Origin of the sequence: Bacillus nitratireducens (assembly GCF_036320425.1) — a bacterium.
Taxonomy (GTDB): domain Bacteria; phylum Bacillota; class Bacilli; order Bacillales; family Bacillaceae_G; genus Bacillus_A; species Bacillus_A nitratireducens.
This window is the reverse complement of the sequence record NZ_JAUMJO010000003.1, coordinates 578388-601691: the sequence shown is the minus strand read 5'-3', so window position 1 is coordinate 601691 and position 23304 is coordinate 578388. Positions and strand designations below refer to the sequence as shown.

The window sequence follows — 23304 nt, the reverse complement described above, 5'->3', positions numbered from 1 at the left end:
TAAAAAGAGGAAGGGGTGCCCCCTTCCTCTTCTCATATTTCACAACTTATATCATCTTCGCTTCGTATTTGTGCTTTTTTACAAGCCAAGCTCCTCCGATAACACCTGCGTCATTACCAAGTGTCGCAATGGCTAACTTCGTGCTCTTTACAGCGCGTGAGAAAGCATATTGTTCGAAATAGCGTTGAACTGGCTCTAAAAGTGCATCTCCAGCTTTAGACACGCCTCCACCAATAACAATTTTCTCTGGATTCAACGTGCTAGACAGGTTCGCTACAGCTAATCCTAAATAAGAAGCTACTTTTTCTACTACTTCGCCTGCTAGTTCATCACCTTGTCCATGCGCTTCAAACACATCTTTTGATGTAATAAGCCCTTCTTCTGCTAACATAGAACGCAACATGCTCTCTTTATCAGTCTCTTGAATTTTTTGCATGGCAACACGCACAATACCCGTTGCAGATGTTACTGTTTCTAAGCAACCAGACTTCCCGCAATTACACGGGAAAGCATTCTCTGTAACTACTGTAATATGTCCAATCTCGCCAGCAGCTCCACTTATACCGTGTACAATCTCACCATTGGCGATTACACCGCCACCAACACCAGTGCCAAGTGTCATACAGATTAAATCTTTTGCTCCTTCGCCAGCACCTTTCCACATTTCACCAAGCGCCGCTAAGTTTGCATCATTATCAATCACAACAGGTAATCCTGTTTCTACTTCTAATAAATCTTTTAACGGATAGTTTTTCCATCCTAAATTAACCGCTTCATAAATCATTCCAGATGCCACATGTACAGGACCAGGAGCTCCCATACCAACACCAATTAACTTACTTTTTAATTCACCTAACTCTTCTAACTTTTTATCAATAGCTTTCGCTACATCAAGTGTAATATGTTTTCCTTGCTCATTTGTATTCGTAGGGATTTCCCACTTATGTAAAATTTCACCGTACACATTAATAAATGCTAATTTAATCGTTGTACCACCAAGGTCAACCCCAACTAACCATTTCTCTTCCATGTTGCTTACCTACCTTTATCTAATTCTTATTTAGCTCTTTTTGAATTTCTTGCTTCAATAAAAATAAAGCTGTTTGATAGTCTTGTGGATCGATTAACTGTGATTGATTTAATTCACGCAATTCATCTTGCATTAATTGTAAATCTGCAATTCGATCACCCGTATAAATAATCGTACCAAATTTCTTTAGCAATTGTTGAATATCATAAATGGATATCATTTCATCACCCTCAATGCTTACTTACTATAAAAAACTATAATAAGAAAACGTTCACATATTTTATTATAATCAAGAAGAAAAAGTCTCGTCAATTTTTATTTGTCTATACAAGCCCATTTATAACCATTGTTCCTTTTTCTGTAATAATTTTTTCTACATTTTTATCAAATGGTTCAACAGGAATATGTTTTACCATTTGAAAATCATAAGCTAATGATAGCGTTTTCCCTTTATAATGCACGAGATAACGATCATAGTAGCCACCGCCATATCCAATCCGTTCCCCTCGCCGCGTATAGGCTACTCCTGGCACGATAAGAAGATCAATTTCACACGCATTCACTTCTTCCGTAAACGCTGGAATCGGTTCACGTAAATCCATATATACTGTTTCTAATTGATCAAAATTACTAATTTTTCGGAAAGACATCGTTCTTGTCCCTTTATTACACTTTGGAACAACAATTTTCTTTCCTTCTTCCCAAGCTTTTTCGATAATAGGATATGTATTCACTTCATGTTCCATCGAGAGAGTGATTCCAATTGTTTTAGCTTCAATCCACTCTTTTTGTCCATACAACGAAACTGCAATTTGTTCCGATAAAGTTGTATACTGTTCTTCAGATAAAGAATTCATGCGTTCTATTATTTGTTTACGTAAACGTATTTTCTCTTCTTTCACACACTTTTCCCCCTTACAGTGACACTTTACTCTACGAGGATAGTGTATCACTTTTACATAGGAATCGCATAAAAAAAAGAAACAGTAGGAAAATATTCCTACTGCTTACTTTGTTTCACGGTGTAACGTAGACTTCTTGTCACGCTTGCAATACTTTTTAAGCTCGATACGCTCAGCGTTGTTACGTTTATTTTTCTTTGAGATATAGTTACGATCTCCGCATTCTGTACATGCTAGAGTAATATTCACACGCATTCTTATTTCCCTCCAGTACTAATAACTTAAATCAGACTATACCATAATACCACTTTTAAAATAAAAATTCTACACCTTTTGATATTGTCTAATTTTTTCTATAAGATTTTTCATGTTTTCCCTTGCTATTACTGGGTTTCTAGCATGTGAATACACTAAAAATTTTGGTTGTTTTGCGTCAGAAACGATATAAGACCACTCTTTTTCTGTATATTTGAACTGTACTCCTTCTAATATCCCGTCTTCTTTTCTTTCCATGTCAGCCAATAATTTCCGCATTACTTTCCCTTTTTCCTTCCACGAACACACAACTTCATCGCAAAGTAAATAGAGCGGAGGTGATTGCTCTAATATGCTGAGAAATGTTTTTTCCTGCAGTGCTATTAACTCAAATAATTTTCCTATTCGATATAAAATATCTCGCTTCCATCTTATTTGAAAAGACTTTTTTTCATCATGCATATAAAATAGAAGGTAACAACCGCCCAATTTCAAAGACATTGGGTAAATTTTACCTGCTGATTCGAATAATAAATCAGGAATATCTACTTCTTCAAAATCAGTTCCTTGGTAAATATTACTATGATTATCATATAAATCGAATTGATTTCCTTGTTCAGAAAACATAAGCGCCATATTCGCTTTACTCGATTTCATCAAAGCTTTCACATGATCTTTTTGTCCCCCCGCATAAATCCATGTAACTGTGCACCCAAGCCTTTGCAGAAAGAGAATAAGTAACTGTTGTAACATATCATTTCTCTTATTAATAAGAAGATGAAACTTCTGTTTTTGTATTTTCTCTATATCAATGTGTTCTAATACTGCTTCTATATAATTATTTAAAGAAACATGAACCTGCTTACTTCGTCCCATTTCTTTCTCACATACGTAACGAAACGACTCAGACATATATAGTTGTTCGATCGTTTTTTGCTGCTTATACGATAACATTCCATCCCTGCCATACATCTTTATAACAATCCCTCTATCACTTTCCACTTGAATAAAAACCCCACCTGCACAGTTCAAATTATGAATGGCATACTGAAAAAGTGACTCGTTCATTTCTTTACATTCCATCGTATGAATCCCAATACCATGAATAGCATGGAGGAATAAGTTTTTATAGGACGTTGTTTCTATATTTTCTTGACTTCCGATTAATATACTCTCTCCTTTTACAAAAAGAGAACCATAAGCCATTGCGGCTTTCACAATAAATTGAGGGGTAATCTCAACATTGCCTCTTCCTACAATCCGGCTTTTTTGTAACCATCCTGCCCCCTTTTCACTCTCTTGAACACCAGCAGAGCCTACTATTGAATGACTATCTATCACCTTATATGGCCATAGTTTTCCTTTTTGCTTAATTACTGTACTTTTCCCTATATGGCAATGGTCCGCTACGATACTTTTTTGAAAAAGTGTAACATCATCTTCAACCATTGTATGCTCTCCAATTGTTGTTTCTAGCAACTCACAATATTTTCCGATACGGGCGTTTGCAAAAACGATGCTTTTTTGAAGATGAGAATAACTTGAAACCATACTATTTTTCCCTATAATAGAGTACGGTTCAATTACAGCCCCCGCACCAATTATTGCGCCTTCTCCAATAAAAGAAGGACCATGAATTTTCGTCCCTTTTCCTATCGTTACGCCTTCTCCCATCCACACCATTGGTAATACTTCTGTATATGGAATAGGCACCTTCAATTTTTTCGTCAACAAATCGAATTGAGCTTGCCGATATTGATCAAATGTACCAATATCTAGCCAATAGTCTTCTGATAAATATGCAAATAACGCATTTTTATTTGCCAATAATGGAAATACATCATGACTGAAATCAAAAAATTCCATGGATGGTATGTAAGAAAAAATTTCCGGCTCCATTATATAAATACCTGTATTCACAACATTAGAAACTACCTCATTCCAACTCGGTTTTTCTATATATCGTATAATTTCTTGTTCTTTATTCGTTACAACTAACCCAAATGAGAGTGGATTTTCTACTTCTTTCACAAACATCGTTACCATTCTCTTCTTCTGTTCATGAAATGCAATTCCTTCTGATAATTGAAAATCAGTTAATGCATCCCCACTAATAACAACAAATGTTTCATCTAAAAAACTTTCCGCCTGCTTAATACTCCCTGCGGTTCCAAGTGGGGGAGAGTCTTCAAAATAATACAAGTTAACTCCCCATTTACTACCATCACCAAAGTGCTGCTTAATAGCTGTACTCATATATTGAACGGTAATTGCAATTTCACGAATGCCATGCTGACGTAATAATTCAATATTATATTCAAGAACTGGCTTTTCTAACAATGGTAACATCGGTTTTGGAGTATTACATGTTAATGGTCTAAGGCGTCTTCCCTTTCCTCCAGCTAAAATAACCCCCTTCATATACTTCAGCCTCCACTTATATAATGTTCAAGAACTCCGTATACCACATGTATATCATTTATCCCGCATTAACTGCCCACAAATAGCGGGATAAATAAATGTTCCTTTTAATTCCAGCTAAAAGAAAGCGCTTACTATTAACTTAGCAAAATATTTAATAAGATGTAATTAACACATATGTACTTATTTTTCCATTAATTATGATACATCTTATCATCATAAACTAAAGGAAACAACGAGCTTTTTTTGTCATGTTTTGACTAAAAAAAGCAGGTGACTTCTCATCACCTACTCTTTTCCTACTCATTCAATAAATAATGCTTTCCTTTTACTAAATAAAATACATTCTCAGCAATATTGGTAACATGGTCTGCTACACGCTCAATATATCTTGCAACAAAGGATAGTTGTGTAATTTGTGTAATCGCTTCTGGTTGTCCAGGGATAGAGGAAATAAATTCACGAATCGCCTTTCCATAAATTTCATCAACTGAATCATCCATTTCAGCAATTTGTCTAGCAAAAGCTAAATTTTCTTGCTCGTATGCTTCTAATGCTAAATTTAACATTTCATGAGCAATCTCAAACATTTCATCAAGATTCTGCAAGCTAACAACCACTTCTTTTTCTCCAAGGCGAATTGTTGATTTCGCAATATTAACAGCGTGGTCTGCAATACGTTCTAAATCTGTCGCTGTTTTAATTGAAATGAAAATTCTTCGTAAATCACTTGCTACAGGCTGCTGCTTTGTAATAAGCATAAGCGCAAGATCATTTATTTCTTCTTCTAAATTATCCATACGATAATCACCATCAATGACCTCTAACGCTTTCTCTACATCTCTTTTGTGAAGTCCTTCCATAGCAATCAATAGAGCTTCCCTTGCTAATTCACCAAGTTCAACTACCTTTTGCTGTAACGTTTTTAAATCACATTGAAACTGTTCTCTTACCATTGCTTCTTCCCCCTCAATATTATGTGCATTATATATAAAGTGAAACTTTAATCAGTGGGGGGTTTTGTTCATCCCCACTGATTATCAGCCCTCACCAATCGGGCGTTTACGGGCAGCCCGACTCCCACCTAACTTCTTTGCTTCATCCGAATTTTGAGGTGGGAGTTTTACTGCCCGTTAATGCGGGATAAATCCCCTCCCCAGCCTCTTGTACGTTTATTAAGCCTTGAGAAAAGAGAAATATTACTCCCCCTATTTAAAATGAGGTGAAAGTGAGAAATGCCCTCTATTAAGAGGGCATTTACTCTTAGCCTTACAACGATATCAACCAAATCGTCCTGTAATGTAGTCTTCTGTTCGCTTGTCTGCAGGTGTTGTAAATAATTTATTTGTATCTGTATATTCCACAACTTCTCCACTTAAGAAGAAGGCAGTTTTATCTGAAATACGTGCTGCTTGTTGCATATTGTGCGTTACAATAACAATACTAAAATCTTTCTTTAACTCCTGAATTAGTTCTTCTACTTTTAATGTTGAAATTGGATCTAACGCTGATGTTGGTTCATCCATTAAAATTACGTCTGGCTCAATCGCTAAGCAGCGTGCAATACATAGACGTTGTTGCTGCCCACCAGATAAACCATATGCATTATCGTGCAAACGATCTTTTAACTCATCCCAAATGGCTGCTCCGCGCAAGCTTTTTTCAACGATTTCATCAAGTGTTTTTTTGTCACGAACACCATGAATTTTCGGTCCATATGCTACATTTTCATAAATAGATTTCGGGAATGGATTTGGCTTTTGGAACACCATACCCACATGCGTACGTAATTCTTCAACCGGATATGATTTATCGAATATATTTCGTTCTCTATATTCGATAACTCCAGTAGTTCGAACGATAGGTACTAACTCTACCATACGATTTAGTGTTTTTAAGTATGTTGATTTCCCGCAACCACTTGGACCGATAATCGCTGTTACTTCATTCTCATGAATACTTAAGTTGATATCTTTTAAAGCATGGTCTTCTCCGTACCATAAATTTAAATTTTTCGTATCAAACACTACTTTTTTTGGTGCTGTCTCAATCTTCTTCTCATTTTTCACCTGTACATTTACTACTGTTGCTACCATTTGAATTCCCCTTTCATCCACTTCCAACTTATTTTCGATTTCGTAACCATAAGACAAATATATTTATAAAGAGCAACAATCCTAGCAAAACAATCATCCCAGCTGCTGCTACATACTGAAATTCTTCTTGTGGTCTACTCATCCAATTAAAAATTTGAATTGGTAAAACCGTAAATCTATCGAACATACTAAACGGAACATAATTTGCAAATGCAAGTGCCCCAATAACTAACAACGGCGCTGCTTCTCCAATCGCTCTCGATACCGCTAACGTACATCCCGTTAAAATCCCTGGCAAAGCTACTGGCAGTACAATTTGATACATCGTTTGCCATTTCGTAGCACCTAATCCGTAAGAAGCTTCTAATAAAGAACTTGGTACAGATCGAATCGCTTCTTGGCTAGCCACAACAACCGTTGGTAAGACGAGTAAACTCATCGTCAGTGCCGCTGCGATTATGCTCTCTCCCAAATGGAGAGCGTATACGAAAATAGTTAACCCGAGTAAACCAAACACAACGGAAGGTACCCCTGCTAATGTTTGATTATTCAATTCTATTAACTTTTTAAAAACAGACTCTTTCGCATAATGCTCTAAATAAAGAGCTGTTCCGACTCCAAATATAAAGGAGACCGGTATAACAATACTCATAAATAATATTGTTCCTGACAAAGCAGCAACAATCCCAGCTTCTTTCGGATTACGTGAAGCGAAGTTTGTAAAAAAATCTATTGAAAGATAACTCATACCTTTTTCAAAAATTTGAAACAACAAAATAAACAAAATTACGATTGAAAACAAAATTGCTATATAAAATAATGATTTGTAAATTCTATCTTTTAAAAAACGTGATGCCATATTTTCTTGTACTTTTTTATGGTTTAACATTCGCATATTATGTCCCCCTCCTAAAACGGCGCATAATATACTGCGAAATGATGTTCATAATAAAAGTAAACATGAATAAAGTCGCACCTACAGCATACATGCTGTAATAAGTAAGCGTTCCATGCGGAGCATCCCCTAAACTCACTTGTACAATATAAGCTGTTAATGTTTGAATGGAATGAGTCGGATCTATCGATACATTAGGTGTTGATCCGGCTGCAATAACAACAATCATTGTTTCACCAATCGCCCGAGAAGCTGCCAATATAATCGCTGCCATAATGCCCGTAAAAGCTGATGGAAATACTATTTGTTTTACCATCTCAAAACGAGTTGCCCCTAGCCCTAGTGAAGCTTCTTTAATTCCTTTCGCTACAGCTCTCATTGCATCTTCAGAAAGAGAGGCAACCGTAGGTACCATCATAAATCCAATCACAATGCCTGGGCTAATAGCATTAAAAAACTGCAAATCTGGTATGACCCGTTGTAAAAGTGGCGTAACAATTGTTAATGCGAAAAAACCATATACAATTGTTGGGATACCTGCTAGTAGCTCTAACAACGGTTTTAATATTTTCCGGGCACCATTTGAAGCATATTCGCTCAAAAATATGGCACACCCTAAACCGATTGGAATTGCTACAACCATAGCAATTGCTGTTACAAGAATTGTTCCACATATAAGTGGTAATATACCGAATTTAGGATCTTCAAAAAAAGGTAACCATTCTTGCTCCGTCAAAAAGGAGTATAATGATATTTTTTGAAAAAACATGATTGTTTCATTAGCCAACGTAAAAATAATTCCAAGTGTCGTCACTATAGACACGCTAGCAATTATTTTTAGTAATAACGGAACTATTCGATTGATTCGCTGCGCTTTTTTTCTTCTATTTGTATTTCTCTCAATCAAATGTTGTACAGAAAATGTAATTTGACTTTTGTCATTATGAGCCAAAGATGAAAACCCCTTTCCACCCTGACATTACCTTTTTATTTCTGTTAACATTCGCAGCTGTTCATTGTATTTTTTTTTTGGCAATTTTACATATCCGACCTCTTCAGCGAGGTTGCCAACATGTTTAATCATAAACTCAACATAATTTGCTACATTCATTTTATTTCGGATAGATGCATCATTTACATAAGTAAATAGCGGTCTAGCTAAAGGCTTATACGCACCTGACTGAATGGTCTCTTTCGTTGGAAATACACCATTCACCTTGATTGCTTTCACCTTATCTCGGTTAGCCATATAATAAGCATATCCTACAAAAGCAATGGCATTTTTATCATTCATTACCCCTTGCATAATCACTTGATCGTCTTCAGACAAAGAGACCGTTTTTACAAGGCGACTATTTTGTAAGACAATATTTTGAAAATAATCATAAGTACCAGAGTCTACGCCTGGCGCATAAAATTTAATTTGTTCACGTGGCCATGATGAATGAATTTGCGACCATCGTTTTGAACTTCCATCTTCACCCCATAGTAGACGTAACTCGTCTATCGTTATATTGTTTACCCACGTATTTTGACGATTCACAACAATCGTAAGACCATCATAAGCAACCTCAAATGGCGTAAATTGAATGGAGTTTTTCTTCATTGCATTTTCTTCTACACGCTTCATCACTCTCGAAGCATTGTTTATATCTACTTCTCCTTTACTGAAACGATTAAACCCTCCTCCTGTTCCAGAAATACTAATAGAAATTTTCACGTTTGGATGAGCCTTTGTATATTCTTCTGCTACTGCCTCTATAATAGGAAAAACCGTTGAGGATCCATCAACTCTCACTTCTCCCATTTCATTTGTAGCGAATGCAGTAGATATGTTATAACAAAGAATACATGCCGATAATGTCAAAACCTTAATCGATACACTCATCCATTTCACGTGTTCTTCCTCCTAGAAGTAACCGGAAATAACAGGATTACAGATATAAGAATACTGCTAAACTATTAATTCGGTTTTAATTGTTTGTAAAAGTTTTGTAAAGTTCCACAAAAACAAATGTATACAGCAATTTGTTTTTCATTTTTGCACTTTAGATGCAGTAAATTTTCTAATCATCCATAAACTGCTATCTCCTAGCACATAACACAAATTTAAAGCGTATGCACCAATCTTGTTGTATTCATCTTTTTTGAAACTACATGTTTTTTCAACAGTTTACGCTTGTCCACATTTACTAAACCATATGCATAAAGCATAAAAAAAAGCACACTATCTTTTCAGATAGTGTGCTTTTTTTACAACTTTTTTATTCATCATCTTGTGTATTACTTTTTTTCTCTTTTTCATCTTTTGGAGCTTCACCAGTTAATGCTTGTTTTTTCAAATCATAGTAAGCGTCCATAATTTCACGACTGATATATCCATTAATTCCTGTTTTATCATCATGTACCCATGGGACAACAACAGAAAATGCTACTTCTGGATCTTCAAGTGGCGCATAACCTACTAATGTTAAGTTATATGTTTCAACACGCTCACCTTTTGCATTTCTACCAATCTCTTTATCTCCGCCATATACAGTTTGAGCTGTACCTGTCTTCCCAGCTGCTTTATATGGTGCACCTGCAAAGTATTTTGTAGCTGTACCACCTGTATCGTTAAACACTTGTCTAAATCCTTCTTGAACACGTTTAATTTGTGATTCAGGCATATCAACACGGTTTAATACTTTCGGTTCAATCGATTGAACAACTTTTCCAACTTCCTCTGGCTTCGCCGATGGCTGACGAATTTCCTTTACAACTTGAGGTTGCATACGATATCCACCATTTGCAATCGTCGAAATATATTGCGCTAATTGAAGCGGTGTATACGTATCATACTGCCCGATTGATAAATCTAATAAGAAACCTGGTTGATTTCCTTTACCTATTTGACCAGCAGTTTCATTTGGCAAATCAATTCCTGTTTTTACACCAAGTCCAAACTGACCAAAATAGTAACGCATAGTATCGAACGCACTTTTCGGAATATCTAACGTACCGCCTCGTACATATGGAACCCCAGCGATATTCATCGCTGTTTTAAACATATAAACGTTTGAAGACTGTTTTAACGCTGTAAGGTCATTAATATACCCCATCTGTTTCCAAGATGACTTCGTAGGTGTCCCTTTTAACTTAATCGGTTCATCTAACTGTACAGCTCCAGGTTGAATCGCGCCAGTTTGATACCCCGTAAGTACTGTCGCACCTTTTACAGTTGAACCCATCGGATAAGAACTTGTCATCGTTCCTAATGCAAAATCCTCTACTTTCGTTTCGCCGTCTTTATTCACTAATTGTTTCCCTGCCATAGATAAAACTTCACCATTTTTCGGGTTCATCATTACAACGAATGCACGGTCTAAAAGAGGTTCGCTCCCTTTAAATCTCATTAAGTTTTTTGTAAGAATTTCTTCTACGCGCTTTTGTAATTCCATATCGATTGTTAAATTCAGGTCGTTACCTCGTTGTCCTTGTGACACATTAATAGTTTCTAAAATATTACCCTCTTTATCTGTAACATTTCTAACTTCAGCTTTTGTGCCGTGTAGGCTATCTTCATATTGTTGCTCAAGGTAACTTTTCCCTACGCGATCGTTACGATTATAATCACGAACAAGGTAGTAATCTAGTCGTTCTCTCGGCAACCCTTCATCAGAAGAAGTTACACCACCAAGTACACTTCGGAACATATCGTCATATTTATATTTTCGCTCCCAGTCAACATTTGTATCTACGCCTGGTAATTTCGCTAAATTTTCACTAATAATCGCGTATTCTTCTTCTGTTGCACCTTTTTTAACGATTTGCGGCGTCATTGCATATCCGCTTTCCATCTTACTTTTAATCGCCAATATTTCTAAATCTTTTGCTGAAAGTTGATTAATCTCTTCTTCTGTTACACGATTTCGTTGACGTTCATCTAGTTCTTTATCGTCAATTTTATTCACTTTAAACTCTTCACGATCTTTTTTTGTGATTTTCGCTTCTGCTTCTTCTTTATGTAAAGCAAGCCAATAATCTTTTTTATCGCGATCCGTTAACTTATCTGTTGGGACTTCAATTAAATCTGCTAGCTTTTTCGCCGTTTCTAAGCGATCTGCTGCAGTTGATCCCTTCATTTTTGTAAATGTAATTGTACGAACAGGCTCATTATCTACGACCGCTTCTCCATTACGATCAAATATTTTCCCACGCGGTACAGGATTACTTATCGTTGAATTTTCTTTCTTCTCAACTTCATTTTTATATTCCTCACCACGAACAATTTGTACGTATCCAAGCCTTACAATAACCGCGGAGAACATTAAAAACACGCAAAAAAACAACACGTTTAACCGAAAGGGAACGTGGGTCTTTTTCTTTTGTTGTTTCTGCTTCTTGCTCATACAAACCCCCTCTACCAACAGCTATGTAATGTGAAAGGGACACCTTCATACAGGTGCCCTCACTGCTGTCTTACATCTTTTTCTATTCTAGCATAAAACATACGATAAGTTAACCTTCTGGTTCAGTTTGATTCTGCGTGCTTCCTTGCGCTACAACACTGGTTTTGTTCACATTCCCCTCATCATATTTGACATTTTTAACTGCAAAATAAATAAGAAAATGTCCAGCTCCTAAAATACATAGTAAGAAAGGTAAACTTTTTTCAGGCGGAAAAAATATGACAGCACATAAAAAACTTAAAATGGAACAAATTCTTCCAGCATTTAACCATAATTCCCTGACCACTATATATTCTACACGCCATTCTCTCGCCTGTTTTGCTCTACCAATTACATCGTATGTCATGGAGCCATACGGAACGAGTAAAATAGGATATGCGACCGCAATACATGCTGCATAAATAAGTAATTTCGTATATGTAACATTAAAAATAACTAAAAATACAACCGCGTATAAAATAATACCACCAAGTAAAATTGCTTTTTTTCGCCATTCTTTCTTTAACATACGAGCAACTAAATAATAGCATACAAATGATACTGCAGAATTCACTAAACTATATTTCCCTAGTGCTAACTCGCTACCAGATGCTAAATAGACGTATACCGAAATAACGAAAATAAACGTTCCCTCTCTCAAACCTTGGAAGAAATGAGCGCGCGTAATTCTTCCCCAGTTTTTATCAACTTGCCGCTCTTTCAATACTTGCACAATTTCATAGCGCCCTTCACATTCTCTCTTCGATAGAAAAAAGCTTAGAACGACAGCAACCGCAAATAGCATTAACGAGAGGAAGAAAACGACAGTATAACCGCTCCATTTTTCCATACGTGAAATTGTATATCCTGCAGCTATCGGTCCAATCATTCCAGAGAACGATGTAAGAAGTCCGAGAAAACCGTTAAAAAAATCTCTTGTTTCTGGTTCTGTAATCTCAAATGTCAACAAGTTAAAAGCGAGCCAATAAAAACCATAACCAACTCCTAAAAGGGCTCCCATTAGTAAAATATAGTGAGATGCACTTTTTCCCGCTACTAAAACGACGATAAAAAAAACAGCTAACGTGCCTACACCTATTCGCAATAAAATCGAGCGATCAATACGTTTCGCTAATTTCCCGCCCACAAGAAATGTTAGAGGTTGCAATACAACGCTGGCCAAATTATACAAGCCCAAATTTACATAATTTTGTGTTTGCTTCCATAAATAAATGTTTACAAACGTATTCGATAAAGAAATTGCGAGCGTGTATAAACCTCCTATAACGAGCAATAATACTAAGTCCCGATTCACTTCAACATCACCAATTACATGTTTCCACTTCATACACAACTCTCCTTTACTTCATGTTCTAGTCTTCCAAAGACAAGCTCAATTATGTAAAAGGAGAGCATAGAAAAAAGCTAGGAGAAAACTCCTAGCTTTTTTCTAGCTGTATTAACTTTAATTATTTTGCTTCTTGGTAAAGTTTTTCAGCAACGTTCCAATCTACAACGTTCCAGAATGCACCGATGTAGTCAGGACGACGGTTTTGGTAATTTAAGTAGTAAGCATGCTCCCAAACATCTAAACCGATAACTGGAGTTTTACCTTCAGTTAGAGGAGAATCTTGGTTTGGAGTGCTTGTTACTTCTAACTCACCATTGTTTACTACTAACCAAGCCCAACCAGAACCGAAGCGAGTTGCGCCAGCTTTTGCGAATTCTTCTTTGAATGCATCGAAGCTACCGAATTTCGCTTCAATCGCAGTTGCAAGTTCGCCTACTGGTTGTCCTCCGCCGTTTGGAGATAGGATTGTCCAGAAGAATGTATGGTTAGCATGTCCGCCACCATTGTTACGTACTGCTGTACGGATTGCTTCAGGTACTTCGTTTAAGTTTGCAACTAATTCTTCAACGCTTTTGTCAGCTAATTCTGCATGACCTTCTAAAGCAGCGTTTAAGTTTGTAATATACGTGTTGTGATGTTTCGTATGATGGATGTTCATTGTTTCTTTATCAAAGTGAGGTTCTAAAGCATCATACGCATAAGGTAAATTTGGTAATTCGTGTTTTGCCATTGTTATATTCCTCCCGGTTTATGTATTGTCACTACATATGTGACCTACAACTTCATTCTACCCTAATTGCCATAGGGTGCAAACAAATAAATCGCTTTGTCTTGCTATCATTAAAGTAGCAAAATTCCCACTTCTTTTCAATTAAAATGCTCATATATTCCGTAAAAAAAGCTTCCTTCTACAAGGAAGCTTCCTGCTGACATAATAAACATATGAAATGGATATGGACCCTGTAGGACTCGAACCTACGACCGGACGGTTATGAGCCGTCTGCTCTAACCAGCTGAGCTAAGGGTCCACAATTATGTATGTAACATTAAAAAAACTAAATTCCCATCGAATATATCGTTTGAAAAATGTAAGATAAATTTACCATATACAAAAGAAAAGTGTCAATTGTATTTTTCTCTACTAAAAGAAGTAAATTAATAAGAAGAAATTTAGTCCCTTCTACTATATGTAAATATAATATATCTTGAGCTTCTCTAGATTCGTACGTTACAATGATTTTATACATACATAAAGGAAGTGAATCTATGTCCATTTTTAAACAGCTAGCAAAAAGCGTATATTCGCCTAAAGATATGGCGCTTTTCCGTTTTCAAAAAATCGGTAAAACCATTTTGTATATTATGCTTCTTTGCCTAATCACTACTATTCCAAGAACTTTCTTGTACGGTAGCGTCATCCAAGATGGTGTTAACATGGTAAATAAAGTAATCGAAAAAGATTTACCTGATTTTAAAATCGAAAACGGCGAGCTACAAGCTGATATTAATCAACCTATCGAAAAAGAAGACGGAAATGCCCTTTTCGTATTTGATCCAAATTCAACAGACTTAGAAAAATATCAAAATAAAACAGGTTTATTTGTTTTAAAAGATAAAGTAGTCTCCATGGGGAATGGTCAAACACAAACATACTCCTATAATGACTTACTAGGCGCATCTCTTGAGAAGAAAGATTTACAAGATTTCATTTCTTTATTTGACAGTATTTATCCGATCTTACTATTCGTTATTGGGTTCCTATTGTACTTGTTCCAATTATTTATTACCTTTGTAGGAGTTACCTTGCTTGCCTTCATCGGTTCTGCGATGAGCGGTCAACGCAAATTATCTTATAAACAAGTTTGGACATTAACTGCTTACAGCTACACAATTCCAACAATCTTCTTTATGATTATGGATTTATTCAAAATAAACGTACCTGGTGCAACATTCATTTACATTGCAGTTGTTTTAATCGTTCTATACTTAACAATTAAAGAAGTTCCAAAACCAAAAGATAAACAAGAACTATAAAAAAATGCCTAAATAGGCATTTTTTTTTTTGGACAAGCATATATTCCTAGCAAAGGAGTGAAGGATATGAAGAGATTAGGTGTACTCTTATTCGTGCTTGTCCTCGGTTATATATTTTATTACGACATTAAAATCGGTACTTTACCGATGTTAAGTTCATACAAAAAAACAACAGCTGCCGAAACGATAAAAAAAGAAAATACAGATACAAAGCAGAATAAAGAGAAAGAAACAGAAAAAGTAACGGATACAGCTTATAAAGCAATTGAAGTAAAAACTGGTGATACAGTCCTTTCTATTACAGAAGCGATCAATAAGAAAAAAATTCCTTCTATTGAAAAAGTAATTGATGATTTTAAACAATTAAATAAAAATGCATCTGCTACAAAAATCCAAGTTGGAAAGTCTTATAAATTCCCGTTATATCAATAAGCCATCACTTAATCCTTGTCAATTACATAAAGGCGCTGATACAATAGTAAAAGTGAAACCGAGTACTTTGGTTTCTATAGCCCTTTCTCACACATACTATCATTGATGTAAGGGACTAAAATAAGAAACTTCTTTTATAAGGAGAGCGATCTATTCGTGAATGAAATGACTCATCGTACAAAAACACGTCCAGTTAAAGTCGGTAATTTAACAATTGGCGGTAACAATGAATTAATTATACAAAGTATGACAACAACAAAAACACATGATGTTGAGGCTACAGTTGCTGAAATTAAACGTTTAGAAGAAGCAGGCTGTCAAGTCGTTCGTGTTGCTGTTCCAGACGAGCGCGCAGCAAATGCTATTGCTGATATTAAAAAACAAATCAACATTCCACTTGTTGCTGATATTCATTTTGATTATCGCCTTGCTTTAAAAGCAATCGAAGGCGGCATTGATAAAGTACGTATCAATCCAGGTAATATTGGACGTCGCCATAAAGTAGAAGCTGTTGTAAACGCAGCGAAAGAGCGCGGCATTCCAATCCGTATCGGCGTAAATGCAGGTTCATTAGAACGTCATATTTTAGAAAAATATGGATACCCAACTGCTGATGGTATGGTCGAGAGCGCACTGCACCATATTAAAATTTTAGAGGACTTAGATTTCCACGATATTATCGTATCAATGAAAGCCTCTGATGTTAACTTAGCAATTGAAGCATATGAAAAAGCCGCTCGTGCTTTTGATTATCCATTACATTTAGGTATTACAGAATCAGGAACTTTGTTTGCTGGAACTGTAAAAAGTGCTGCTGGTCTTGGAGCAATTTTAAATAAAGGTATCGGAAATACACTACGTATTTCTTTAAGTGCTGATCCAGTGGAAGAAGTAAAGGTTGCACGTGAACTATTAAAGTCATTCGGTCTTGCATCTAATGCAGCAACACTTATTTCTTGTCCAACTTGTGGTCGTATTGAAATTGATTTAATTAGCATCGCTAACGAGGTGGAAGAATACATCTCTACACTAAAAGTACCAATTAAAGTTGCAGTACTTGGTTGCGCTGTAAACGGTCCTGGTGAAGCTCGTGAAGCTGATATCGGTATTGCCGGTGCACGTGGAGAAGGTTTATTATTCCGTAAAGGGCAAGTTGTTCGTAAAGTACCAGAAGAAATAATGGTGGAAGAACTGAAAAAAGAAATCGATGTAATTGCCGCTGAAATGGCTGCTGAACGAGAAAAAGAAAAAGAAAAAGAAAAAGAAACACAAGAACAATAAAAAGAAGGTTGCCACAATATTTGTGGGCAACCTTCTTTTTTACGTAAAAAAGCTCGTCAGTTATGTAACCGACGAGTTCTTATTTTGCACATTTTGGACAACGGCCATATATTTCAAACTTATGACCGGTTACTTCATAACCGTTAAAATCTTTATTCATAAAATCCATTGGGCAAGAAGTGATTTCTTTCGTACCACCACAATCTAAACAAATAAAATGATGATGATGTGCCATAATAGAGCACGTAAAACGAAAATGTTTTTCACCATTTAATTCCGTTTGCTCTAAAACTCCAATTTCAGCGAATACCGTTAAGTTACGATAAATCGTATCGAAACTAAGTCCTGGATAATCATCCTTCATATGTTCTAAAACGTCTTTCGCAGTTAAATAACGATTATGTGCCGCGAATAACCTTAGCATCTCTTCCCTTTTCCCCGTATGTTTATATCCTTTTTCCTTCATTAGGCGTAAAGCTTCTGTTAGATTCATACCTATCCCTACTTTATGCAGTTTTTTTCTTCTTCCATAAAATCGCACCGATTAAAATAAGAACCGCTATCATAACAATTGTACCACCTGGTGCTAGATCAAGTTGATACGAAGCAAACATTCCACCAATTACTGCAATTTCACCAAATAAAATGGAAAAGAAAATTGTTTGTTTAAATCCTTTTGCAATACGAATACTTGCTGCAACTGGTAACGTCATTAAAGATGATACGAGAAGAACACCTACAACCCGCATTGATACCGCAATTACAAGAGCAACTAATATAATGAAAATAAAGTGAATCCACTTTGCACTCAAACCGGTTGATACAGCGTATTCCTCATCAAATGATAGTAAAAACAACTCTTTGTATAATAAAACAATCGTTATAATAACTACAATTGCTACTATCCCAATAATAATTAAATCCGCACTTGTTACAGCACTTACACTACCAAATAAATAACTAAATAAATCCGTATTGAATCCATTAGCAAGTGAAATGAAGATAACTCCAATCCCCATCCCTGCTGAAAGTATAATCGGAATTGCTAACTCTTGATAATGCTTATATACAGTACGTAATTTTTCAATTAGCAATGCTCCACCGATTGAAAAAAACATTCCCATATATAAAGGGTTTAAAAACCCACCAGTAAAGATTGTCTTTTCAAGTAATAAACTTGCTGCAATTCCCGACAACGTCACATGACTTAATGCATCCGCAATAAGCGACATACGACGAATTACAACGAACACGCCGATAAGTGGTGCGACAAGCCCTATTAAAACACCAGCGTATAAAGAATTACGTAAAAAATCATATTGTAAAAAATCCTGTATCATTATATCCTCCCGTGATGCCCATGTTCATGTTCTAAGCGATGAACATGATGTCCATATAAAATCGACATTTCGGCATCTTCTAACTCTCGGAATTTCTCTACATTCCCATGGAAATGTAGATGCTGATTTAAACATGCAACATGCGTCACCTTTTCTGTTACAGCACCCATATCGTGCGTAACAAGAATTAACGTGATCCCTAGCCTTTTGTTTAAATCCTCTAGTATCTCATAGAAGCTTTCCACATTTTTCACATCAATCCCAACAGTAGGTTCGTCCAAAATAAGTAATTCCGGATCACTTACAAGTGCACGAGCAATAAATACACGTTGTTGTTGTCCACCAGAAAGCTCTCCAATGTTGCGACCTTGGAACTCACTCATCCCTACATCAGCAATCGCTTTTTCTACTTTCGCCTTATCGTCTTTCGTAAAGAAGCGAAAAAGACCTTTTTTGGAAACAAGTCCCATTGAAACAACTTCAAAAACAGTCGCCGGGAAACCTGAGTTAAAGCTATTTGCCTTTTGAGATACATAACCAACTTTATTCCACTCTTTAAACTTTTTACTATCAATGCCAAACAATCTAATACTTCCTTGCTTCGGCTTTAAAACACCCAATAAACATTTAAGTAAAGTCGATTTCCCTGAACCATTTGGTCCAACTAAACCTAAAAAAGCTCCCTTCGGAACTTGCAAATTAATATCTTCTAACACATTTCGATCTTCATACCGAAACGTAAGTCCTTCTATTTCTAATATATTATTCATTACACATCACCTATTTTAATTCAGAATGATTCCGATTTATCTCTATTTGAATTATAGTACAGCTTATTATAGTTGTAAACCAATCTGCCCAAAATATATTCCTTATTTCCAGAAACCTTACTATTATAACAAAAAGCAGAGAAAATTTCTCTGCTTTCGAAAGATATTGTAATTAATTTTTTAGTGAATCGCTGATTTAAACTTACCGCCATTCGTCTCTTGCGTACTCATAATCGTAACAAAGGCATTTTCATCAATTTCATGCACAATCGACTTTAACTTCGTCACTTCAAGACGCGTTACAACTGCATAAATAACTTCTTTTTCTTTATCTGTATAGCCACCTTTAGCAACAAGTTTTGTTGTTCCACGGCCAAGGCGGTGTAAAATTGCATTTGATACTTCTTCATATTGATCTGACACTATTAAAACTGCTTTCGTTTCGTCTAATCCTTGAATTACTGTATCAATAGTTTTAAATGCGATATAGTACGTCATAACAGAATACATCGCCTGTTCAACGCCAAACACAAATGCTGCCCACGCAAAAATAAATAAGTTCACAAACATTACAAACTCGCCAACAGAGAAAGGTAATTTCTTCGTTAATAAAATACCCATAATTTCTGTTCCGTCCATTGATCCACCGTGACGAATAACGAGCCCTACACCAAGACCTAAAATAAGACCGCCAAACACTGTCGCTAAAATCGGCTCAGTTGTAAATGGCGGGACAGCGTGCAACGTCGATTCAATAAATGCTAAAGCAACGATTCCGAACGCAGAAGATAACATGAATGTTTTTCCAATTTGTTTATAACCCGAGTACATAAACGGAATGTTAAGGATAACAACTAAAGTAGAAAAACTTAACCACCAAATATTAGGAGTAAGATAATCTAATATAAGAGAAATACCAATAATTCCACCATCAATAATTTTATTTGGCATTAAAAATAGTTCAATCGCTACCGCCGCACACGCTGCTCCAAAGATAATCATAACTAAGCGATATATAAGATGAATAACACTTTCTTTTCGATGTTGCTTTTTTTCCATAAGTCCTCCTTATACTCTTTATCTATAGTTTTGTTCTTATATTATAGCATAAGCTTCTTTTTCTCATGGAAAAAACGAAACTCTATAAGAATATATACAAGCTATGTGCACATATATTTCGATAGTAGAACGTGTGAAGGAGGACAACACGATGAACCTCATCAAACAAATTGTTAATAAAAAATTAAACCATATTTCTACAAAAGAGCTATTAAAATATAGCAAAGAATATGAAGTTCCAATTACAACCGCACAAGCTGATCAAATTGTTTTACTTATGAAAGGAAAAAATATTAACATTTACGATAATAACGAGCGACTAGATCTCTTAAAACAAATCGCAAAGGTAACTTCTCCTGCCACCGCCCAACAAGTAAATACTTTATTTCAGCAACTATTAAAATAAGGAGGGGAAAATCCCCTCCTTATTGTGCTTTAATTTTTTCAAGAATCCCTTCATCAAAAGTACCATTCTTCAGCATTTCGATTTCTAATTTATATGGTGGCTTCTTGTCTTTTTTATCTTCACCTACATACGGCGTTTCAAGAATTTTTGGTACGTGCATTAACTGCGGATGATGCACAATATGATGCAACGCTTTATAACCGATATGACCAAAACCGATATTTTCATGACGGTCCTTTCCTGCGCCGCGTACATTTTTACTATCATTAATATGAAGTACTTGCAAACGATCAATACCAACAATCTTATCAAATTCGTTTAATACACCGTCAAAATCATTTACAATGTCATAACCTGCATCGTGCGTATGACACGTATCAAAACATACAGATAACTTTTCATTATATTTTACGCCATCAATAATTTTCGCAATTTCTTCGAAGCTACGACCGCATTCCGTTCCCTTTCCTGCCATCGTTTCTAGCGCAATGTTAACCGTTTGTTCTGGCGTTATTACTTCATTAAGCCCTTTAATAATTTGTTGAATACCAGCATCTGCTCCTGCACCAACGTGAGCTCCTGGGTGAAGAACAATTTGTTTCGCCACACCTAATGCTGCCGTTCTTTCAATTTCCATACGAAGGAAGTCAACACCTAATTGAAACGTCTCAGGTTTCGTCGTATTCCCAACATTAATAATATAGGGAGCATGGACGATAATTTCTTCAATACCGTTCAGTTCCATATGTTTTCTTCCTGCTTCTATATTCAATTCTTCAATTGGTTTTCTTCGTGTATTTTGCGGTGCACCTGTATAAATCATGAACGTTGTTGCACCGTACGAAACAGCCTCTTCACTTGCTGCTAATAACATCTTCTTACCACTCATTGAAACATGAGATCCAATCTTTAACATACAATCACCTCTTCAATATACAATAGATATAATGATAGCATAATTTGTAGAAAAATGTAGTGAATTGTTTGTTCTCAAAAAAGGCACTACGCAAATTTATATGACTATTTAAACAAGCTATACTCTATATTTAACTTAACTGGATTAGGCAAAACTTTAATCAATATTTTTCTATCCTTACTGATTATATGCTCTCACAAATAGCGGGATAAAAAAAGATAAGGGAAAATCCCTTATCTTTTTTTATTGCTATATTTTCTCTTCACTTTATCACGTTCTGTTGCAAGTTTTCGTTTATAGTTTGGTTTTACTTTCTTCGGCTTTTTAACAACTTTTGTTGCCATAACATCTAGTCCATCATTTGGTTTTTTACGGCTCTTACGACGACGACGGTCACCTAAATCCGCCCACTCATCTCCGCGTAAATCTACATGCTTAAACTCGATATGACGTTGTTTTTCCAAACTATCTAACGCTTCTTCATTTGCTGGATCATAAATTGTCACTGCAATACCTGAATGACCCGCACGTGCAGTTCTTCCAACACGGTGAACGAAGAAATCTAAATCTGATGGAAGTTCATAGTTAATAACATGACTAATTCCTTCAATATCAATACCGCGTGCTGCTAAATCTGTTGCAACAATATATTGGAACTCTAAATCACGAACTTGTTTCATCATTTTTTTACGATCACGTGGTGATAAATCACCGTGTATACGCCCTACTTTTAACCCACGTTCTGCTAATCCATCGGCTACTTCATCAGCCTTCTTCTTTGTGTTTGTAAACACAATTGCTAGGTACGGTTTAAATTGAAGTAGCATATTTTTCACTAATTCAATTTTATTACGGTGTCTTGAAGGCACAAGATAATGCTCAATATTTCCTGCTGCAACTTGTTTCGGATTAATATGAATATGCTCTGGATTCTCCATATATTTCTTCAAAAACGGTTTTAATTTTTGAGGAATTGTTGCAGAGAAAACTAGCATTTGTAAGTTTTTAGGCATACGTCCTGCAATTTTATCTACATCTTGAATGAATCCCATATCAAGCATTAAGTCTGCTTCATCGACAATAATAGTATTTGCTTTATAAACAAATAACGCTTTTTCTTCTACTAAGTCTTTAATACGTCCTGGTGTTCCAACTACAATATGAGGTTGTTTTTTCAACTTTTCAATTGATCGTTGTTTATCAGTTCCACCAATTAAACAACGTGCTGTAATCATTTGATCTTCTGCACAGAACTTTGTTAATTTCACGATTTCTTCGTAAATTTGTTGTGCTAACTCACGAGTAGGCGCTGTAATAACAAGTTGTACTTCTTCACGACTTGCATCAATTCTGTTTAATGTAGGAAGTAAGTATGCATGTGTTTTCCCAGAACCTGTTTGGGATTGTCCAATTACACTCACACCTTTTTTCACAACCGGGAAAATTTTCTGTTGAATTCCTGTCGGCTCTGAAAAGCGTAGTTCACGAACTGCATCTATTAAAAATGGTTTAAAATCATACTGTGTAAAAGTTTGTAGTGTCATAAGTTACACCTTCTTTCTAAAATTTCTACTGCGCGCACAAATCAGTCAAGTCTACATTATATCGAAATCTACAAGTAAAATCCATCTTTAGTTTAGGTTTTTACTTCAAAAACTAACCTTCTTCCCTTTCATTGCATATTGT

Annotated in this window: 23 protein-coding genes and 1 tRNA gene; 4 read left to right on the top strand and 20 right to left on the bottom strand. The window is 35.8% G+C overall.

What is annotated here, in order from left to right; translation table 11 throughout:
- Nucleotides 1–46: 46 nt before the first annotated feature.
- From glcK to Q3V31_RS14985, 14 genes are all read right to left on the bottom strand, one after another.
- A complete protein-coding gene (glcK, locus tag Q3V31_RS15050) occupies nt 47–1030 on the bottom strand; it encodes a glucokinase (RefSeq protein WP_000391717.1) in 984 nt (327 codons plus the stop codon).
- Nucleotides 1031–1049: 19 nt separating this feature from the next.
- Nucleotides 1050–1250, bottom strand: coding sequence for a YqgQ family protein (locus Q3V31_RS15045; protein WP_000623706.1), 201 nt, complete (start codon nt 1248–1250; stop codon nt 1050–1052).
- A 103-nt stretch (nt 1251–1353) separates the two neighbouring features.
- The gene (locus tag Q3V31_RS15040) at nt 1354–1932 is read right to left on the bottom strand and encodes a 5-formyltetrahydrofolate cyclo-ligase (RefSeq protein ID WP_000656843.1); all 579 of its coding nucleotides are present in this window, start codon (nt 1930–1932) and stop codon (nt 1354–1356) included.
- A 105-nt stretch (nt 1933–2037) separates the two neighbouring features.
- Nucleotides 2038–2187: a 50S ribosomal protein L33 gene (gene rpmG, locus Q3V31_RS15035; RefSeq protein ID WP_001265616.1), complete on the bottom strand. Its 150-nt coding sequence runs from the start codon at nt 2185–2187 to the stop codon at nt 2038–2040.
- 69 nt (nt 2188–2256) lie between these two features.
- Entirely contained in the window at nt 2257–4608 is a 2352-nt protein-coding gene (locus Q3V31_RS15030; RefSeq protein WP_000679291.1) for a sugar phosphate nucleotidyltransferase, read from the bottom strand.
- A gap of 299 nt (nt 4609–4907) precedes the next feature.
- Entirely contained in the window at nt 4908–5564 is a 657-nt protein-coding gene (gene phoU, locus Q3V31_RS15025; RefSeq protein WP_000251237.1) for a phosphate signaling complex protein PhoU, read from the bottom strand.
- Nucleotides 5565–5888: 324 nt separating this feature from the next.
- Nucleotides 5889–6704 (bottom strand): phosphate ABC transporter ATP-binding protein, encoded by an 816-nt coding sequence (gene pstB / locus Q3V31_RS15020; RefSeq protein WP_000226692.1) that lies wholly within the window; start codon nt 6702–6704, stop codon nt 5889–5891.
- A gap of 28 nt (nt 6705–6732) precedes the next feature.
- On the bottom strand, nt 6733–7599 hold the full coding sequence (gene pstA, locus Q3V31_RS15015; protein ID WP_001242567.1) for a phosphate ABC transporter permease PstA: 867 nt from the start codon (nt 7597–7599) through the stop codon (nt 6733–6735).
- 1 nt (nt 7600) lies between these two features.
- Nucleotides 7601–8551, bottom strand: a complete 951-nt coding sequence (gene pstC / locus Q3V31_RS15010; protein ID WP_000940922.1) for a phosphate ABC transporter permease subunit PstC — start codon at nt 8549–8551, stop codon at nt 7601–7603.
- Between the two features lie 27 nt (nt 8552–8578).
- Entirely contained in the window at nt 8579–9496 is a 918-nt protein-coding gene (locus tag Q3V31_RS15005; RefSeq protein WP_329765573.1) for a PstS family phosphate ABC transporter substrate-binding protein, read from the bottom strand.
- Nucleotides 9497–9863: 367 nt separating this feature from the next.
- Nucleotides 9864–11990, bottom strand: a complete 2127-nt coding sequence (locus tag Q3V31_RS15000; RefSeq protein WP_000038996.1) for a peptidoglycan D,D-transpeptidase FtsI family protein — start codon at nt 11988–11990, stop codon at nt 9864–9866.
- A 109-nt stretch (nt 11991–12099) separates the two neighbouring features.
- A complete protein-coding gene (locus tag Q3V31_RS14995; protein ID WP_000871394.1) occupies nt 12100–13377 on the bottom strand; it encodes an MFS transporter in 1278 nt (425 codons plus the stop codon).
- Between the two features lie 121 nt (nt 13378–13498).
- Nucleotides 13499–14110: a superoxide dismutase [Mn] gene (gene sodA / locus Q3V31_RS14990; RefSeq protein WP_001052033.1), complete on the bottom strand. Its 612-nt coding sequence runs from the start codon at nt 14108–14110 to the stop codon at nt 13499–13501.
- 224 nt (nt 14111–14334) lie between these two features.
- A tRNA-Ile gene (locus tag Q3V31_RS14985) sits at nt 14335–14408 on the bottom strand.
- Between the two features lie 238 nt (nt 14409–14646).
- On the opposite strand from Q3V31_RS14985, the gene Q3V31_RS14980 reads away from it, so the two are divergent.
- The 3 genes from Q3V31_RS14980 to ispG all read left to right on the top strand — a co-directional run bounded on the left by Q3V31_RS14980 (nt 14647) and on the right by ispG (nt 17127).
- Nucleotides 14647–15414, top strand: a complete 768-nt coding sequence (locus tag Q3V31_RS14980) for a DUF1189 domain-containing protein (protein WP_000021681.1) — start codon at nt 14647–14649, stop codon at nt 15412–15414.
- Between the two features lie 66 nt (nt 15415–15480).
- Complete coding sequence (locus Q3V31_RS14975) at nt 15481–15846, top strand: hypothetical protein (RefSeq protein ID WP_329765572.1); 366 nt, start codon at nt 15481–15483, stop codon at nt 15844–15846.
- A gap of 165 nt (nt 15847–16011) precedes the next feature.
- Entirely contained in the window at nt 16012–17127 is a 1116-nt protein-coding gene (gene ispG, locus Q3V31_RS14970) for a flavodoxin-dependent (E)-4-hydroxy-3-methylbut-2-enyl-diphosphate synthase (RefSeq protein WP_131934101.1), read from the top strand.
- A 79-nt stretch (nt 17128–17206) separates the two neighbouring features.
- Here ispG and Q3V31_RS14965 read toward each other — a convergent pair whose 3' ends face one another.
- From Q3V31_RS14965 to Q3V31_RS14950, 4 genes are all read right to left on the bottom strand, one after another.
- Entirely contained in the window at nt 17207–17620 is a 414-nt protein-coding gene (locus Q3V31_RS14965; protein WP_001054514.1) for a Fur family transcriptional regulator, read from the bottom strand.
- A gap of 13 nt (nt 17621–17633) precedes the next feature.
- A complete protein-coding gene (locus Q3V31_RS14960; protein WP_000613830.1) occupies nt 17634–18467 on the bottom strand; it encodes a metal ABC transporter permease in 834 nt (277 codons plus the stop codon).
- Nucleotides 18467–19237 (bottom strand): metal ABC transporter ATP-binding protein, encoded by a 771-nt coding sequence (locus tag Q3V31_RS14955; RefSeq protein WP_001059657.1) that lies wholly within the window; start codon nt 19235–19237, stop codon nt 18467–18469. The genes Q3V31_RS14960 and Q3V31_RS14955 overlap by 1 nt, the downstream gene beginning before the upstream one ends.
- Before the next feature lie 180 nt (nt 19238–19417).
- Complete coding sequence (locus Q3V31_RS14950; protein ID WP_000412583.1) at nt 19418–20296, bottom strand: YitT family protein; 879 nt, start codon at nt 20294–20296, stop codon at nt 19418–19420.
- 151 nt (nt 20297–20447) lie between these two features.
- Between Q3V31_RS14950 and Q3V31_RS14945 the strand changes: the two genes are divergently transcribed.
- On the top strand, nt 20448–20702 hold the full coding sequence (locus Q3V31_RS14945; protein ID WP_001048956.1) for a DUF2624 domain-containing protein: 255 nt from the start codon (nt 20448–20450) through the stop codon (nt 20700–20702).
- Between the two features lie 19 nt (nt 20703–20721).
- On the opposite strand, the gene Q3V31_RS14940 is transcribed toward Q3V31_RS14945, so the two are convergent.
- Together Q3V31_RS14940 and Q3V31_RS14935 are read right to left on the bottom strand one after the other, a co-directional pair.
- Nucleotides 20722–21618, bottom strand: a complete 897-nt coding sequence (locus tag Q3V31_RS14940; RefSeq protein ID WP_000912446.1) for a deoxyribonuclease IV — start codon at nt 21616–21618, stop codon at nt 20722–20724.
- A 233-nt stretch (nt 21619–21851) separates the two neighbouring features.
- Entirely contained in the window at nt 21852–23162 is a 1311-nt protein-coding gene (locus Q3V31_RS14935) for a DEAD/DEAH box helicase (RefSeq protein WP_000175089.1), read from the bottom strand.
- Nucleotides 23163–23304 lie beyond the last annotated feature (142 nt).